The organism is Mycobacterium tuberculosis H37Rv, from assembly GCF_000195955.2.
In the GTDB taxonomy this organism is placed as follows: domain Bacteria; phylum Actinomycetota; class Actinomycetes; order Mycobacteriales; family Mycobacteriaceae; genus Mycobacterium; species Mycobacterium tuberculosis.
In genome coordinates, this window is record NC_000962.3 from 3,868,281 (window position 1) to 3,883,517 (window position 15,237).

The window sequence follows — 15,237 nt, forward strand, 5'->3', positions numbered from 1 at the left end:
TTGTGGACAACCGAATACCGGGCGATCGAGAACCGGCTACCGTTCCGGTGATCCGAGAATAAAGGGGGAGAATGCCTACGTCTGATCCGGGACTGCGCCGGGTCACCGTACATGCCGGCGCCCAGGCCGTCGACCTGACCTTGCCCGCCGCGGTGCCCGTCGCGACTCTGATCCCGTCGATCGTCGACATCCTGGGTGACCGTGGCGCCAGCCCGGCGACGGCGGCGCGCTACCAGCTGTCTGCCCTGGGGGCGCCAGCTCTGCCAAACGCAACGACATTGGCGCAATGCGGTATCCGCGACGGCGCCGTCCTGGTCTTGCATAAGTCCAGCGCCCAGCCGCCCACCCCCCGCTGTGACGATGTGGCCGAAGCGGTGGCGGCGGCGCTTGACACCACAGCCCGGCCCCAATGCCAGCGCACGACCCGGCTCAGCGGTGCGCTGGCGGCAAGCTGCATCACCGCCGGCGGCGGCCTGATGCTGGTTCGAAACGCCCTCGGCACCAACGTAACCCGCTACTCCGACGCCACGGCCGGAGTTGTAGCGGCGGCCGGCTTGGCTGCCTTGCTGTTTGCGGTGATTGCATGCCGGACATATCGGGACCCGATCGCCGGCCTCACGTTGAGCGTTATCGCCACCATATTCGGTGCTGTTGCCGGCCTACTGGCGGTGCCCGGGGTCCCCGGTGTCCATAGCGTGCTAGTTGCCGCGATGGCGGCGGCCGCCACGTCGGTGCTGGCAATGCGCATAACGGGTTGTGGGGGTATCACGTTGACCGCGGTGGCGTGCTGCGCGGTAGTCGTCGCGGCCGCTACGCTGGTCGGCGCGATCACTGCGGCCCCGGTGCCTGCCATCGGTTCGCTGGCCACGCTGGCATCCTTTGGTCTGTTAGAGGTATCCGCGCGGATGGCAGTCCTGTTGGCGGGGTTGTCGCCACGATTGCCGCCCGCGCTGAACCCCGACGACGCCGATGCCCTGCCCACCACGGATCGGCTGACCACCCGAGCGAACCGTGCAGATGCTTGGTTGACGAGCCTGCTGGCGGCCTTCGCGGCCTCGGCGACCATCGGTGCCATCGGAACCGCCGTCGCAACCCACGGCATCCACAGGTCCAGCATGGGCGGTATCGCGTTGGCCGCCGTCACCGGTGCGCTGCTGCTGCTACGAGCACGTTCAGCAGACACCAGAAGGTCACTGGTGTTTGCCATCTGTGGAATCACCACCGTTGCAACGGCATTTACCGTCGCCGCGGATCGGGCTCTGGAACACGGGCCGTGGATTGCCGCGCTGACCGCCATGCTGGCCGCCGTGGCAATGTTTTTGGGCTTCGTCGCTCCCGCGTTGTCGCTCTCGCCCGTCACGTACCGCACCATCGAATTGCTGGAGTGTCTGGCGCTGATCGCAATGGTTCCATTGACCGCTTGGCTATGCGGCGCCTACAGCGCCGTTCGCCACCTCGACCTGACATGGACATGACCACGTCCCGTACCCTGCGCCTGCTGGTGGTATCAGCGCTCGCGACGCTGTCTGGGTTGGGAACGCCGGTTGCCCACGCGGTTTCGCCGCCGCCGATCGACGAAAGATGGCTACCCGAATCTGCGCTGCCGGCGCCGCCGCGGCCGACCGTACAACGTGAGGTATGCACCGAGGTCACCGCCGAATCGGGACGGGCTTTCGGCCGGGCTGAGCGGTCCGCTCAACTCGCCGACCTCGACCAGGTCTGGCGACTCACCCGCGGCGCCGGCCAACGGGTCGCGGTCATCGACACCGGCGTTGCGCGCCATCGACGGTTGCCCAAGGTGGTTGCCGGCGGTGACTATGTCTTCACCGGGGACGGCACCGCGGATTGCGATGCACACGGCACGCTGGTGGCCGGAATTATCGCGGCCGCACCGGATGCGCAAAGCGACAATTTCAGCGGGGTGGCACCCGATGTCACCTTGATCAGCATTCGCCAGTCCAGCAGCAAGTTCGCACCGGTCGGCGACCCGTCCAGCACAGGTGTTGGTGACGTCGACACCATGGCGAAGGCCGTGCGGACGGCCGCCGACCTCGGCGCGTCGGTGATCAACATCTCGTCGATTGCCTGCGTTCCGGCCGCGGCTGCGCCGGACGACCGCGCGCTAGGTGCCGCTTTGGCCTATGCGGTCGATGTCAAGAACGCCGTCATCGTGGCCGCGGCCGGCAATACCGGCGGCGCCGCGCAGTGTCCGCCGCAGGCCCCCGGGGTAACCCGGGACAGCGTCACGGTTGCGGTGAGTCCGGCCTGGTACGACGACTACGTGCTGACCGTAGGTTCGGTGAACGCCCAAGGCGAACCCTCGGCATTCACTCTCGCCGGCCCCTGGGTGGATGTCGCCGCCACCGGCGAGGCGGTGACCTCGCTCAGCCCGTTCGGTGACGGGACCGTGAACAGGCTTGGCGGACAGCATGGTTCGATTCCGATATCCGGAACCAGTTATGCGGCGCCGGTCGTCAGCGGCCTGGCCGCCCTGATCCGGGCCCGCTTTCCGACGTTGACCGCACGGCAGGTGATGCAGCGCATCGAATCTACCGCGCATCACCCACCCGCCGGATGGGATCCGCTCGTCGGCAACGGCACGGTCGATGCCCTGGCTGCGGTCAGCAGCGACTCGATTCCGCAGGCCGGCACCGCAACGAGCGACCCCGCTCCGGTGGCGGTGCCGGTCCCTAGGCGGTCAACGCCCGGCCCATCGGATCGCCGCGCCCTACACACCGCCTTTGCTGGTGCCGCGATCTGCCTGCTCGCGCTGATGGCAACCCTGGCCACCGCCAGCCGCCGGCTACGGCCCGGGCGCAACGGTATCGCGGGCGACTGACGCGTTGGCTCTACTCAGCTCCGGTCCGGACGGCAGTGTCGCCAACACCGGCCACGGCGCCGGGATGGCAGCCGTCGGCAGACCGAGGTCGTGTGCCACGTCGTCGTCGTGGATCGCGAACCGCACTCCGGTGTCGGTGACCAGGTAGCGCGTGCCGGTGCCGCCGCCGGACAGGCTGCGCGCGGCTACGTAGGCGCTGCGTCCCGGCGGCAGGTACACCGCGTCCAGTGCGGGGCCGCGACCGTCGGCTTGTGCCAGTGTCACCGGAACCCCTCCGAGGGGCACCGGCGGGCCGCTGCCCGCCAAGAACGCGACGCGAGCAGCACCCGGCTGCGCGGGCGTCCAGGTCACGCACAACGTGGTGACCGCCCTTCCCGGCGAGCCGTCCACCGGTGTTGGCGGCCGGTCGGGAAAGGCCGACACCGGCAAGGTGTTCACGATCGGAGCGACGCGAATCACATCGGGGGCCACCGTCGGGACGTTGACGCTGCCCTGCGAATCGCCGAACCGCAACAAATCCGCGGCGACCTGGCCGATGCGCTGCACGCCGTCCTCCAGCACCACGTAATACTCATCACCGCTCGCGCGAGTGATGCGCACCACACCGCCGACCAGAAACCCGGGCAGCCCGACCGAGGCCCGCCCGCCGCCACGAATCCGGGGAGCCGTGATGCGCGGTGCCTCCGGGACGGCGTTGAGCAACGATTGCGCGACCACGTGCGGGACCCGGCCCTGCAGCCGCAGCGCCCACACCACCGCCGGGTCGGCCAGATCCACCACGGCCCGCCGACCGCCGTAGAGCAGGTAGGTGGGCGAACCTGATTCGGTCGCCACCAGGATCATCTGTTCGGCGGTCAGCACCTGCGCCGACGAGTCTTCGGCGGGCCCGACGACGACAGTCGTTGATCCGCCATTGTCGCTATCGCAGATCGCCCACGCCGATTCGGCGCCGGCTAGCGGCTGGTCAAGCAGCTGCGGCGCACCTGGAATACCGAGCAGTGGACCGCGTTTGGTGTGGCCCAATTCGGACTCGGACACCGGTTGCGGGTTGGCGTTCGTCGCCGCGATCAACCGCGCCGAAGCCAGGTTCAACACCGGATGCCAGACATCGTCCACTCGCACGTAGAGTGCCCCGGATTCCCGACCCATCACGATCGGCGCCTGACCGAGCGCCGACTGTGGCCGCAGCAGCGCAACGAATGCGCATCCCATCGCGGCGACGATCGCCAGCACGCACCCGAGGGCCAGCGATGTTGTGCGCGCGCGCAGTGCTCCGGTCGCTGCGCAGACATCCCCGAACAGCAACGCGCACTCGATGCGCCGCAGCAGAAATCGGTACCCGCTGACGTGCAGCCAGGTCGTCGCTGGGCTCGGCACTGGCTCTCCCACGGTGGCGCGCTGATTTCTCCCCACGGTAGGCGTTGCGACGCATGTTCTTCACCGTCTATCCACAGCTACCGACATTTGCTCCGGCTGGATCGCGGGTAAAATTCCGTCGTGAACAATCGACCCATCCGCCTGCTGACATCCGGCAGGGCTGGTTTGGGTGCGGGCGCATTGATCACCGCCGTCGTCCTGCTCATCGCCTTGGGCGCTGTTTGGACCCCGGTTGCCTTCGCCGATGGATGCCCGGACGCCGAAGTCACGTTCGCCCGCGGCACCGGCGAGCCGCCCGGAATCGGGCGCGTTGGCCAGGCGTTCGTCGACTCGCTGCGCCAGCAGACTGGCATGGAGATCGGAGTATACCCGGTGAATTACGCCGCCAGCCGCCTACAGCTGCACGGGGGAGACGGCGCCAACGACGCCATATCGCACATTAAGTCCATGGCCTCGTCATGCCCGAACACCAAGCTGGTCTTGGGCGGCTATTCGCAGGGCGCAACCGTGATCGATATCGTGGCCGGGGTTCCGTTGGGCAGCATCAGCTTTGGCAGTCCGCTACCTGCGGCATACGCAGACAACGTCGCAGCGGTCGCGGTCTTCGGCAATCCGTCCAACCGCGCCGGCGGATCGCTGTCGAGCCTGAGCCCGCTATTCGGTTCCAAGGCGATTGACCTGTGCAATCCCACCGATCCGATCTGCCATGTGGGCCCCGGCAACGAATTCAGCGGACACATCGACGGCTACATACCCACCTACACCACCCAGGCGGCTAGTTTCGTCGTGCAGAGGCTCCGCGCCGGGTCGGTGCCACATCTGCCTGGATCCGTCCCGCAGCTGCCCGGGTCTGTCCTTCAGATGCCCGGCACTGCCGCACCGGCTCCCGAATCGCTGCACGGTCGCTGACGCTTTGTCAGTAAGCCCATAAAATCGCGTCATGAGGTTCATCGGGGTGATCCCACGCCCGCAGCCGCATTCGGGCCGCTGGCGAGCCGGTGCCGCACGCCGCCTCACCAGCCTGGTGGCCGCCGCCTTTGCGGCGGCCACACTGTTGCTTACCCCCGCGCTGGCACCACCGGCATCGGCGGGCTGCCCGGATGCCGAGGTGGTGTTCGCCCGCGGAACCGGCGAACCACCTGGCCTCGGTCGGGTAGGCCAAGCTTTCGTCAGTTCATTGCGCCAGCAGACCAACAAGAGCATCGGGACATACGGAGTCAACTACCCGGCCAACGGTGATTTCTTGGCCGCCGCTGACGGCGCGAACGACGCCAGCGACCACATTCAGCAGATGGCCAGCGCGTGCCGGGCCACGAGGTTGGTGCTCGGCGGCTACTCCCAGGGTGCGGCCGTGATCGACATCGTCACCGCCGCACCACTGCCCGGCCTCGGGTTCACGCAGCCGTTGCCGCCCGCAGCGGACGATCACATCGCCGCGATCGCCCTGTTCGGGAATCCCTCGGGCCGCGCTGGCGGGCTGATGAGCGCCCTGACCCCTCAATTCGGGTCCAAGACCATCAACCTCTGCAACAACGGCGACCCGATTTGTTCGGACGGCAACCGGTGGCGAGCGCACCTAGGCTACGTGCCCGGGATGACCAACCAGGCGGCGCGTTTCGTCGCGAGCAGGATCTAACGCGAGCCGCCCCATAGATTCCGGCTAAGCAACGGCTGCGCCGCCGCCCGGCCACGAGTGACCGCCGCCGACTGGCACACCGCTTACCACGGCCTTATGCTGGCGCCGGACCCCGCCCGCCAGGCGCGCCGCCCGTCAACGCAGCCGAATGCGCATTTGTCCGCCGAATGCGCCGCGATGAACCGCAATCATTTCACCGGAAGGGAAGTGTGCGGACACGCTAACCGGACGCTCGGGCTAACTTCGACCGCTATTGCGCTGAGGAGGGTTGATGCCGGGCGTCATAACAAACAGTGAAAGCCCAACCGCAGCCGACCACGACAGAATTACGGCCACCAGAGAGACGCTGGAGGATTACACACTGCGGTTGGCGCCGCGCAGCTATCGCAGGTGGCCCCCGGCGGTGGTGGGCATCTCCGCTCTCGGCGGCATCGCCTACCTGGCGGACTTCGCGATCGGCGCCAATGTCGGTATCACGTGGGGTACCGCGAACGCGCTGTGCGGAATCGCAATCTTCGCACTGGTGGTCTTCGTCACCGGCTTGCCGCTGGCCTACTACGCGGCGCGGTACAACATCGACCTGGATCTGATTTACCCGCGGTAGCGGTTTCGGCTACTACGGCTCGGTGGTCACCAACGTCATCTTTGCCACGTTCACGTTCATCTTCTTTGCCCTGGAGGGCTCGATCATGGCTCAGGGCCTTAAGCTAGGCCTGCACATTCCGCTGTGGGCGGGTTACGCGTGCTCGACCCTGATCATCTTCCCGCTGGTGGTCTACGGGATGAAAGTTTTGTCACAGCTGCAACTTTGGACCACCCCGCTCTGGCTGATCCTGATGGCGGCCCCATTTGGCTACCTGGTAGTCAGCCATCCCGATTCGATTGGACAGTTTTTCTCCTACGCCGGCAAGGATGGTCATGGCGGCCTTAGCTTCGGTTCTGTCCTGTTGGCAGCGGGAGTGTGCCTGTCACTCATCGCTCAGATCGCCGAGCAGATCGACTACCTGCGCTTCATGCCGCCACGGACGCCGGAGAACGCGAACAGGTGGTGGACGTGGACGCTGCTGGCCGGTCCCGGCTGGGTTGCATTTGGGGCGACCAAACAGATCATCGGCCTGTTCCTGGCGGTCTATCTGATGGCCAACATCCCCGGCTCGTCGACAATCGCCAACCAGCCGGTGCACCAATTCATGCAGATATACCGCACCTTCGTACCGGGCTGGCTGGCGTTGACACTCGCCGTCATCCTGGTGGTCTTGAGCCAGATCAAGATCAACGTCACGAACGCGTATTCGGGCTCGCTGGCGTGGACCAATTCATTCACACGGCTCACCAAGCACTATCCCGGGCGGGTCGTGTTTCTTGGGGTTAACCTCGCGATTGCGTTGATTCTCATGGAAGCCAACATGTTTGACTTCCTGAACACAATCCTGGGTTGCTACGCCAATTGCGGTATGGCCTGGGTGGTGGCGGTGGCGTCGGACATCGGCTTCAACAAGTATCTGCTCGGCCTGTCGCCGAAGACTCCCGAATTCCGCCGCGGCATGCTATACGCCATCAACCCGGTCGGCTTCGGGTCGTTGCTGCTGGCCGCGGGGCTGTCGATCGTCACCTTCTTCGGCGGTCTGGGTGCGGCACTGCAGCCTTATTCACCATTGGTGGCAATCGTCACCGCGTTGGTAATGCCGCCCATTCTGGCAGCCGCGACCAAAGGCAAGTACTACCTTCGCCGCACGCACGACGGTATCGATCTGCCCATGTACGACGAGCACGGCAATCCCTCGGCCGCGGTGTTGACTTGCCATGTCTGCCACCAGGATTTCGAGCGGCCCGACATGCTGGCCTGCCAGACCCATGGTGCGCATGTCTGTTCGCTGTGCTTGTCCACGGACAAGCAGGCCGAGCATGTGCTTCCTGGGTTAGCCCGAGCGCACATCCCGGGTGACCAAGTTCCGTGACGCGAGCTGGTCATCGGGCGGATAGTCCACCTGGATCAACGTCAACCCGTGCGCCGGCGCGACCGCGAAGTCGCTGGATCGTCCTGTCGCGGTGAGCAGCTCACGACACCAAGTTGTCGCGCGACGGTGCTCGCCGACCGCCAGTAGCGCCCCCACCAACGACCGCACCATCGACCAACAGAACGCGTCGGCGGTGACGTGCGCGGTGACCAGGGTGCCGGCACGCGACCAGTCCAGCCGCTGCAGATCACGAATCGTGGTGGCGCCCTCGCGATGACGGCAGAACGCCGCGAAGTCGTGCAGCCCCATCAAATCTCGCGACGCGGCCGTCATCGCATCCAGATCAAGCTCGCGTGGCCAAGCGGTGATGTAGCGCGCCTGCTGCGGCTCGACACCGTAGGGTGCTGTCGACAGCCGGTACACGTAATGCCGCCGCAGCGCCGAGAATCTGGCGTCGAAACCCGCTGGTGCGCGCGTGATATCGAGGATTCGAACGTCGGCGGGCAGAAATCGACCCAGCCTCCGCAACAGCGGCAGGAATTCCGGATCACCGACGTGGCCGGCGCGCGGGTAAGCGTTCGGCAAGGCATCGGCGGGCACGTCAACGTGGGCGACCTGGCCGCTGGCGTGCACGCCCGCATCAGTGCGTCCGGCCGCCCGCAGCCGCACCGGGGTGCGGAAGATGGTAGTCAGCGCCGCATCGAGATCGCCCGCGACCGTGCGCTGCCCCACTTGTGCAGCCCAGCCCGCGAAATCGGTTCCGTCGTAGGCGATATCGAGCCGAAGACGGACAACGCCGCTAATTCTCGGGGGCCTCTGCGGGGGGCTCTTCGGGGGCCTTCGCGTCAGGCTCACTGGCGCCGACCACGTCACCCTCCTCAGCAGGCTTGGCCTCGGACTCCTCGGTCGGCATGGCCGCCGCCTTCTTGGCCTTCGCCTGCGCGGCAGCTACCCGGCGTGCTCGATTGGCCTCCGAGGTCACCGTCTTCTCCCGGACCAGTTCGATCACGGCCATCGGAGCGTTGTCGCCCTTACGTGCCTCGATTTTGATGATACGGGTGTAGCCACCATCGCGGTCGGCGAAGAACGGTCCGATCTCGGCGAACAAGGTATGCACCACATCCTTGTCACGGAGCTTCTTGAGCACCTCGCGCCGGTTGTGCAACGCGCCTTTTTTGGCATGCGTGATCAGCTTCTCCGCGTACGGACGCAGCGCCCGGGCCTTCGGCTCGGTCGTCGTGATCCGCCCATGCTCGAACAGGGACGTGGCGAGGTTGGCCAAGATCGCCTTCTGATGTGAAGACGACCCGCCGAGGCGAGGGCCCTTGGTAGGCTTGGGCATAGCTGACGCTCCTGTCTGGATTAGAGGCAGTCTAAAGCTGTTCGGTTTCGGCGTAGTCCTGCTCGTCGTACGCGCCCTCGGTCGACCAGGTGCCGGTGGCGACGTCGTAGCCCGCGACCTCCGAGGGGTCGAAGCTCGGCGGGCTGTCCTTGAGTGACAGGCCCAGCTGGTGCAGCTTGATCTTCACCTCGTCGATGGACTTCTGACCGAAGTTGCGGATGTCAAGCAGGTCGGATTCGGTGCGCGCCACCAGTTCGCCCACGGTGTGCACCCCCTCGCGCTTGAGGCAGTTGTAGGACCGCACCGTCAGATCCAGGTCGTCGATCGGCAGGGCGAATGACGCAATGTGATCGGCCTCGGCCGGCGACGGCCCGATCTCGATGCCTTCGGCCTCGACGTTGAGTTCCCGTGCCAGGCCGAACAACTCGACCAGCGTCTTGCCAGCCGACGCCAGCGCGTCGCGCGGGCTGATTGAATTCTTGGTCTCCACGTCCAGGATCAGCTTGTCGAAGTCGGTGCGCTGCTCGACCCGGGTGGCGTCCACCTTGTAGGTCACTTTGAGCACCGGTGAGTAGATGGAATCGACTGGAATGCGCCCAATTTCGGCACCCGAAGCCCGGTTTTGCACCGCCGGGACATAGCCGCGGCCACGCTCGACGACGAGCTCGACTTCCAGCTTGCCCTTATCGTTCAGCGTGGCGATGTGCATGCCGGGGTTGTGCACGGTGACGCCGGCCGGCGGCACGATGTCGCCGGCGGTAACCTCACCCGGACCCTGCTTGCGTAGGTACATGGTGACCGGCTCGTCCTCCTCCGAGGACACCACCAGGCTCTTGAGATTCAGGATGATCTCGGTGACATCTTCTTTGACCCCGGGCACCGTGGTGAATTCGTGCAGTACACCATCGATGCGAATGCTGGTGACGGCCGCTCCGGGAATCGACGACAGCAGGGTGCGACGCAGCGAATTGCCCAGGGTGTAGCCGAATCCCGGCTCCAGCGGTTCGATCACGAACTGGGATCGGTTGTCGGTGAGGACGTCCTCGGACAGGGTGGGGCGCTGTGAGATCAGCATGGTGTTTCTTCTTCCTTTCGACGTCCGCCATATGACGTCTGTGGGGGCACTCGGGGGCGGCGCCCCCGAGGGTGGGGGTACTCGGGGGGCGGCGCCCCCCGAGGGTTGGGTTGGGGGGTACTCGGGGGGCGGCGCCCCCCGAGGGTTGGGTTTACTTTGAGTAGTACTCGACGATCAGCTGCTCGGTGAGTGGGACGTCGATCTGCGCGCGCTCGGGTAGCTGGTGGATCAGGACGCGTTGCCGCTCCCCCACCACTTGCAGCCAGCTCGGGATCGGACGCTCGCCCGCCGTCTCCCGGGCAATCTGGAACGGCACCGTGTTCAGGGACTTGTCCCGCACGTCGACGATGTCGTACTGCGACACCCGGTAACTGGGGACGTTGACGTGCACGCCGTTGACGTTGAAATGCCCGTGGCTGACCAGCTGGCGAGCCATCCGCCGGGTGCGCGCCAGCCCGGCACGGTAGATGACGTTGTCCAGCCGGCTTTCGAGGATCTTCAGCAGTTCTTCACCCGTCTTGCCGGGCTGCCGCACGGCCTCTTCGTAGTAGCGGCGGAACTGCTTTTCCATTACGCCGTATGTGAAACGGGCCTTCTGCTTCTCCTGCAGCTGAAGCAGATATTCGCTTTCCTTGATCCGCGCGCGACCGTGTTGGCCGGGCGGGTAGGGACGCTTCTCGAAGGCCTGGTCGCCACCGACGAGGTCGGTGCGCAACCGCCGTGATTTGCGGGTGACGGGTCCGGTGTAACGAGCCATCTTCTCTCCTAGACGCGCCGGCGCTTGGGGGGCCGGACACCGTTATGCGGCTGGGGGGTGACATCCGAGATCGCGCCCACCTCCAGGCCGGCGGCCTGCAGCGACCGGATCGCGGTCTCGCGGCCCGAGCCCGGGCCCTTGACGAACACGTCGACCTTGCGCACCCCGTGGTCTTGGGCCTTGCGAGCGGCGTTCTCCGCGGCCAGCTGGGCCGCAAACGGGGTCGATTTCCGGGAACCCTTGAAGCCGACGTGCCCCGACGATGCCCAGGCAATGACGTTGCCTTGCGGGTCGGTGATGGTCACGATCGTGTTGTTGAACGTGCTCTTGATGTGGGCGGCGCCGTGCGGGACGTTCTTCTTCTCCCGCCGGCGGGTCTTCTGGCCCTTCCTAGCCGACGTTGCCGGCCCTTTTTTTGCTGGTGGCATCGGTTACCTAGCCTTCTTCTTGCCTGCGATGGTGCGCTTGGGGCCTTTGCGGGTCCGCGCGTTGGTTTTTGTCCGCTGGCCGCGTACCGGCATACCGCGGCGGTGCCGCAACCCCTGATAGCAGCCAATCTCGATCTTGCGACGGATGTCGGCCTGTACCTCGCGGCGCAGGTCACCCTCCACCTTCAGGTTCGCTTCGATGTAGTCGCGCAGGTGGATCAGCTGTTCTTCGGTGAGATCTCTGGTGCGCAGATCCCGGTCAATGCCGGTGGCCGCCAGGATTTCGTTCGAGCGGGTACGGCCGATGCCAAAGATGTAGGTCAGGGCGACCTCCATCCGCTTATCGCGCGGCAGGTCGACGCCGACGAGTCGAGCCATAGGTGGCGTTTCCTCTTCCTCTGCGGAGGTATGGTCCCAGTCCGTTCCCTGCCCAAAAAAGATCTTTGGGTGTGGGGCCCGGCCTCCGTCCGGGCGTGAATGAGCTGGCCCATCTCCATCGATGCCAGCCGCTCATTGGTGCTGGGGGTCTGCATTTAGTTGTCGGGCCGTCCGGCTCCTCCTCGGACCACTACGCGGCCCGCATCGTCGCCGAACTAGCCCTGCCTTTGTTTGTGACGCGGATCGGAACAGATCACCATAACCCGCCCGTGCCGACGGATCAGCCTGCACTTGTCACAGATCGGCTTGACGCTCGGGTTTACCTTCACGACTGTCTCGGTCCTGTTCTATGGGTATGTCGCTACTTGTACCGGTACACGATGCGGCCCCGGGACAGGTCGTAGGGCGACAATTCCACCACCACCCGGTCCTCGGGCAGGATGCGAATGTAGTGCTGACGCATCTTGCCGCTGATGTGGGCGAGCACCTTGTGGCCGTTCTCCAGCTCAATGCGGAACATGGCATTGGGCAGGGGCTCGACCACGCGACCCTCGACCTCTATGGCACCGTCCTTCTTGGCCATTACTTTCTGGCGATCCTTCTCTTCCTTGTCGGTGCACCCGATTCCGGCGCAGCACGTGCTCGGACTACAAACGTGAGCCGGTGGTGGAAATTCCGCGAAGGGCTCCGAGAAATTTTCAAAACTGGGCACGCCAAACCGGCACGGGACACCGCACCGCCAACCCACATTACCCGCATCGCCGTGCTCTGCGCAAAACGCCGTAGGCCACGCGCTCACCGGAATAGCACCGGTGAGCCGAGCGGTTAGAGCAACCATGACCAATTGTGCCGCCGGCAAACCCAGCTCAGGCCCTAACCTCGGCCGATTCGGATCGTTCGGACGCGGCGTCACCCCCCAGCAGGCCACAGAAATCGAGGCGCTGGGCTACGGGGCGGTCTGGGTGGGAGGCTCACCACCCGCCGCACTGTCCTGGGTGGAACCGATTCTGCAAGCGACCACCACATTGTGTGTGGCCACCGGCATTGTCAATATCTGGTCGGCACCGGCCCAGCGAGTCGCCGAATCGTTCCACCGCATCGAGGCGGCCTACCCGGGCCGCTTTCTGCTGGGTATCGGAGTCGGGCATGCCGAGATGATCAGTGAGTACCGCAAGCCCTACAACGCGCTGGTGGAATACCTAGACCGGCTCGACGACTATGGGGTGCCCGCCAACCGCCGGGTGGTGGCCGCACTGGGCCCCCGGGTCCTGGGCCTGTCCGCACGCCGCAGCGCCGGGGCGCACCCGTACCTGACCACACCCGAACACACGGCACGGGCCCGTGAGCTGATTGGTCCGTCGGCGTTCCTGGCGCCCGAACACAAGGTGGTGCTGACCACCGACTCGGCAAGGGCCCGTACGGTGGGACGCCAGGCGCTCGATATGTACTTCAACCTGGCTAACTACCGCAACAACTGGAAACGGCTGGGCTTCACCGACGACGAAGTCTCCCGGCCGGGCAGCGACCGCCTGGTTGACGCCGTGGTCGCCTACGGCACTCCAGACGCGATCGCGGCACGGCTGAACGAACACCTGCTTGCAGGCGCCGACCATGTCCCTATTCAGGTCCTCACCGAAGATGACAACCTGGTGTCGGCGCTGACCGAACTCGCGAAGCCGCTCCGACTGACTTGATCCCGAAACGGAGGGTTGCGAACCCAACTGGTCGCGGCTCCACTCGGTTAAGGCTCGGTTAGGGTTTGATCCATGCGGTTGCTAGTCACCGGTGGCGCGGGATTCATCGGCACGAATTTCGTGCACAGCGCCGTACGTGAGCATCCAGACGATGCGGTTACCGTACTCGACGCCCTGACCTACGCCGGCCGGCGCGAGTCGCTGGCCGACGTGGAGGATGCCATCCGGCTGGTTCAGGGCGATATCACCGACGCCGAGCTGGTTTCGCAGCTGGTGGCCGAGTCCGACGCGGTGGTGCATTTTGCCGCCGAATCCCATGTCGACAATGCACTGGACAATCCGGAGCCGTTTCTGCACACCAACGTCATCGGGACCTTCACCATCCTGGAAGCGGTGCGACGCCACGGTGTGCGCCTGCACCACATCTCCACCGACGAGGTCTACGGCGACTTGGAGCTCGACGACCGGGCGCGGTTCACCGAATCGACGCCCTATAACCCGTCCAGCCCTTACTCGGCGACCAAGGCGGGCGCAGACATGTTGGTCCGGGCCTGGGTTCGGTCCTATGGCGTACGCGCGACGATCTCCAACTGCTCCAACAACTACGGGCCGTATCAGCACGTCGAGAAGTTCATTCCGCGTCAGATCACCAATGTGCTCACCGGGCGGCGGCCCAAGCTCTACGGCGCGGGCGCCAATGTCCGTGACTGGATCCACGTCGACGACCACAACAGCGCGGTGCGGCGAATCCTGGACAGAGGCCGCATCGGCCGAACCTACCTGATCAGCTCCGAGGGCGAGCGTGACAACCTGACCGTGCTGCGCACGCTGCTGCGACTGATGGACCGCGATCCGGACGACTTCGACCACGTCACCGACCGCGTCGGCCACGACCTGCGCTATGCCATCGACCCGTCCACGCTCTACGACGAATTATGCTGGGCGCCAAAGCATACCGATTTCGAGGAGGGCCTGCGGACCACGATCGACTGGTACCGCGACAACGAATCGTGGTGGCGTCCACTAAAAGACGCCACGGAGGCCCGCTATCAAGAACGCGGTCAATGAGATGAAAGCACGCGAACTCGACGTCCCCGGCGCCTGGGAGATTACCCCGACCATCCATGTCGATTCCCGCGGACTGTTCTTCGAATGGCTTACCGATCATGGGTTCCGCGCATTCGCAGGTCACAGTTTGGACGTCCGGCAAGTGAACTGCTCGGTGTCATCGGCCGGTGTGCTGCGCGGCCTGCACTTTGCCCAGTTGCCGCCGAGCCAGGCCAAGTATGTGACCTGCGTTTCCGGCTCGGTGTTCGATGTCGTCGTCGACATCCGAGAGGGCTCACCGACATTCGGCCGATGGGACTCGGTGCTGCTCGACGACCAAGACCGTAGGACGATCTACGTCTCCGAAGGCCTAGCGCACGGCTTCCTTGCACTGCAAGACAATTCGACGGTGATGTACTTGTGCTCGGCGGAATACAATCCGCAGCGCGAGCACACCATCTGCGCCACAGATCCGACGTTGGCGGTCGATTGGCCGCTGGTCGATGGCGCTGCCCCCAGCCTGTCCGACCGTGATGCCGCTGCGCCCAGCTTCGAGGATGTGCGCGCGTCTGGCCTGCTGCCCAGGTGGGAACAGACGCAGCGGTTCATTGGGGAGATGCGCGGCACCTAGCTCGGTAATCCCTTGTGTTGCTTTAGCTTCAGCGGTCACAGCGCGGCGATTGTTGTCGGTGGCCCCTCGTAGAAT

The 15,237-nt window shown here is 65.4% G+C and carries 16 protein-coding genes and 1 pseudogene; 8 read left to right on the forward strand and 9 right to left on the reverse strand.

All coding sequences use genetic code 11. The features are described 5' to 3' along the window. Positions 1-71 precede the first annotated feature (71 nt). Both eccD4 and mycP4 read left to right on the forward strand, forming a co-directional pair. On the forward strand, positions 72-1,475 hold the full coding sequence (eccD4, locus tag Rv3448; RefSeq protein NP_217965.1) for an ESX-4 secretion system protein EccD4: 1,404 nt from the start codon (positions 72-74) through the stop codon (positions 1,473-1,475). Beyond that, positions 1,472-2,839 carry a membrane-anchored mycosin gene (gene mycP4 / locus Rv3449; RefSeq protein NP_217966.1) on the forward strand — a complete coding sequence of 456 codons (1,368 nt, stop codon included), beginning with the start codon at positions 1,472-1,474 and terminating at the stop codon, positions 2,837-2,839. The genes eccD4 and mycP4 overlap by 4 nt, the downstream gene beginning before the upstream one ends. Here the strand turns inward: mycP4 and eccB4 are convergent. After that, complete coding sequence (gene eccB4, locus Rv3450c) at positions 2,804-4,216, reverse strand: ESX-4 secretion system protein EccB4 (protein ID NP_217967.1); 1,413 nt, start codon at positions 4,214-4,216, stop codon at positions 2,804-2,806. The genes mycP4 and eccB4 overlap by 36 nt on opposite strands. A 120-nt stretch (positions 4,217-4,336) precedes the next feature. On the opposite strand from eccB4, the gene cut3 reads away from it, so the two are divergent. From cut3 to Rv3453, 3 genes and pseudogenes are all read left to right on the forward strand, one after another. After that, on the forward strand, positions 4,337-5,125 hold the full coding sequence (gene cut3, locus Rv3451; protein ID NP_217968.2) for a cutinase: 789 nt from the start codon (positions 4,337-4,339) through the stop codon (positions 5,123-5,125). 46 nt (positions 5,126-5,171) lie between these two features. Then, complete coding sequence (gene cut4, locus Rv3452) at positions 5,172-5,852, forward strand: cutinase (protein ID NP_217969.1); 681 nt, start codon at positions 5,172-5,174, stop codon at positions 5,850-5,852. Positions 5,853-6,123: 271 nt separating this feature from the next. Next, positions 6,124-7,810 (forward strand): annotated as a pseudogene (locus Rv3453). Here the strand turns inward: Rv3453 and truA are convergent. From truA to infA, 8 genes are all read right to left on the reverse strand, one after another. Further along, positions 7,772-8,542, reverse strand: a complete 771-nt coding sequence (gene truA / locus Rv3455c) for a tRNA pseudouridine synthase A (protein ID NP_217972.3) — start codon at positions 8,540-8,542, stop codon at positions 7,772-7,774. The pseudogene Rv3453 and the gene truA overlap by 39 nt on opposite strands. Before the next feature lie 67 nt (positions 8,543-8,609). Continuing rightward, positions 8,610-9,152 (reverse strand): 50S ribosomal protein L17, encoded by a 543-nt coding sequence (gene rplQ / locus Rv3456c; protein ID NP_217973.1) that lies wholly within the window; start codon positions 9,150-9,152, stop codon positions 8,610-8,612. 31 nt (positions 9,153-9,183) lie between these two features. Continuing rightward, a complete protein-coding gene (gene rpoA / locus Rv3457c; RefSeq protein ID NP_217974.1) occupies positions 9,184-10,227 on the reverse strand; it encodes a DNA-directed RNA polymerase subunit alpha in 1,044 nt (347 codons plus the stop codon). A 151-nt stretch (positions 10,228-10,378) separates the two neighbouring features. Continuing rightward, a complete protein-coding gene (gene rpsD / locus Rv3458c; protein ID NP_217975.1) occupies positions 10,379-10,984 on the reverse strand; it encodes a 30S ribosomal protein S4 in 606 nt (201 codons plus the stop codon). Between the two features lie 8 nt (positions 10,985-10,992). Further along, complete coding sequence (gene rpsK, locus Rv3459c) at positions 10,993-11,412, reverse strand: 30S ribosomal protein S11 (RefSeq protein ID NP_217976.1); 420 nt, start codon at positions 11,410-11,412, stop codon at positions 10,993-10,995. Positions 11,413-11,415: 3 nt separating this feature from the next. Continuing rightward, complete coding sequence (rpsM, locus tag Rv3460c) at positions 11,416-11,790, reverse strand: 30S ribosomal protein S13 (RefSeq protein NP_217977.1); 375 nt, start codon at positions 11,788-11,790, stop codon at positions 11,416-11,418. A gap of 215 nt (positions 11,791-12,005) precedes the next feature. Further along, a complete protein-coding gene (gene rpmJ / locus Rv3461c) occupies positions 12,006-12,119 on the reverse strand; it encodes a 50S ribosomal protein L36 (RefSeq protein NP_217978.1) in 114 nt (37 codons plus the stop codon). Between the two features lie 32 nt (positions 12,120-12,151). Continuing rightward, entirely contained in the window at positions 12,152-12,373 is a 222-nt protein-coding gene (gene infA / locus Rv3462c; RefSeq protein ID NP_217979.1) for a translation initiation factor IF-1, read from the reverse strand. Between the two features lie 253 nt (positions 12,374-12,626). Between infA and Rv3463 the strand changes: the two genes are divergently transcribed. The 3 genes from Rv3463 to rmlC all read left to right on the forward strand — a co-directional run bounded on the left by Rv3463 (position 12,627) and on the right by rmlC (position 15,162). Continuing rightward, positions 12,627-13,484: a hypothetical protein gene (locus Rv3463; RefSeq protein ID NP_217980.1), complete on the forward strand. Its 858-nt coding sequence runs from the start codon at positions 12,627-12,629 to the stop codon at positions 13,482-13,484. 72 nt (positions 13,485-13,556) lie between these two features. Next, entirely contained in the window at positions 13,557-14,552 is a 996-nt protein-coding gene (gene rmlB / locus Rv3464) for a dTDP-glucose 4,6-dehydratase (protein NP_217981.1), read from the forward strand. Position 14,553: 1 nt separating this feature from the next. Then, positions 14,554-15,162 (forward strand): dTDP-4-dehydrorhamnose 3,5-epimerase, encoded by a 609-nt coding sequence (gene rmlC, locus Rv3465; protein ID NP_217982.1) that lies wholly within the window; start codon positions 14,554-14,556, stop codon positions 15,160-15,162. Positions 15,163-15,237: the final 75 nt, after the last annotated feature.

Bases quoted from the DNA above. Each gene is read 5' to 3' on its own strand.
- infA (NP_217979.1), bottom strand. From the start codon at position 12,373: ATGGCCAAGAAGGACGGTGCCATAGAGGTCGAGGGTCGCGTGGTCGAG.
- rpsD (NP_217975.1), bottom strand. From the start codon at position 10,984: ATGGCTCGTTACACCGGACCCGTCACCCGCAAATCACGGCGGTTGCGC.
- rpsM (NP_217977.1), bottom strand. From the start codon at position 11,790: ATGGCTCGACTCGTCGGCGTCGACCTGCCGCGCGATAAGCGGATGGAG.
- rpoA (NP_217974.1), bottom strand. From the start codon at position 10,227: ATGCTGATCTCACAGCGCCCCACCCTGTCCGAGGACGTCCTCACCGAC.
- rplQ (NP_217973.1), bottom strand. From the start codon at position 9,152: ATGCCCAAGCCTACCAAGGGCCCTCGCCTCGGCGGGTCGTCTTCACAT.
- eccD4 (NP_217965.1), top strand. From the start codon at position 72: ATGCCTACGTCTGATCCGGGACTGCGCCGGGTCACCGTACATGCCGGC.
- Rv3463 (NP_217980.1), top strand. From the start codon at position 12,627: ATGACCAATTGTGCCGCCGGCAAACCCAGCTCAGGCCCTAACCTCGGC.
- rpsK (NP_217976.1), bottom strand. From the start codon at position 11,412: ATGCCACCAGCAAAAAAAGGGCCGGCAACGTCGGCTAGGAAGGGCCAG.
- rmlC (NP_217982.1), top strand. From the start codon at position 14,554: ATGAAAGCACGCGAACTCGACGTCCCCGGCGCCTGGGAGATTACCCCG.
- mycP4 (NP_217966.1), top strand. From the start codon at position 1,472: ATGACCACGTCCCGTACCCTGCGCCTGCTGGTGGTATCAGCGCTCGCG.
- rmlB (NP_217981.1), top strand. From the start codon at position 13,557: ATGCGGTTGCTAGTCACCGGTGGCGCGGGATTCATCGGCACGAATTTC.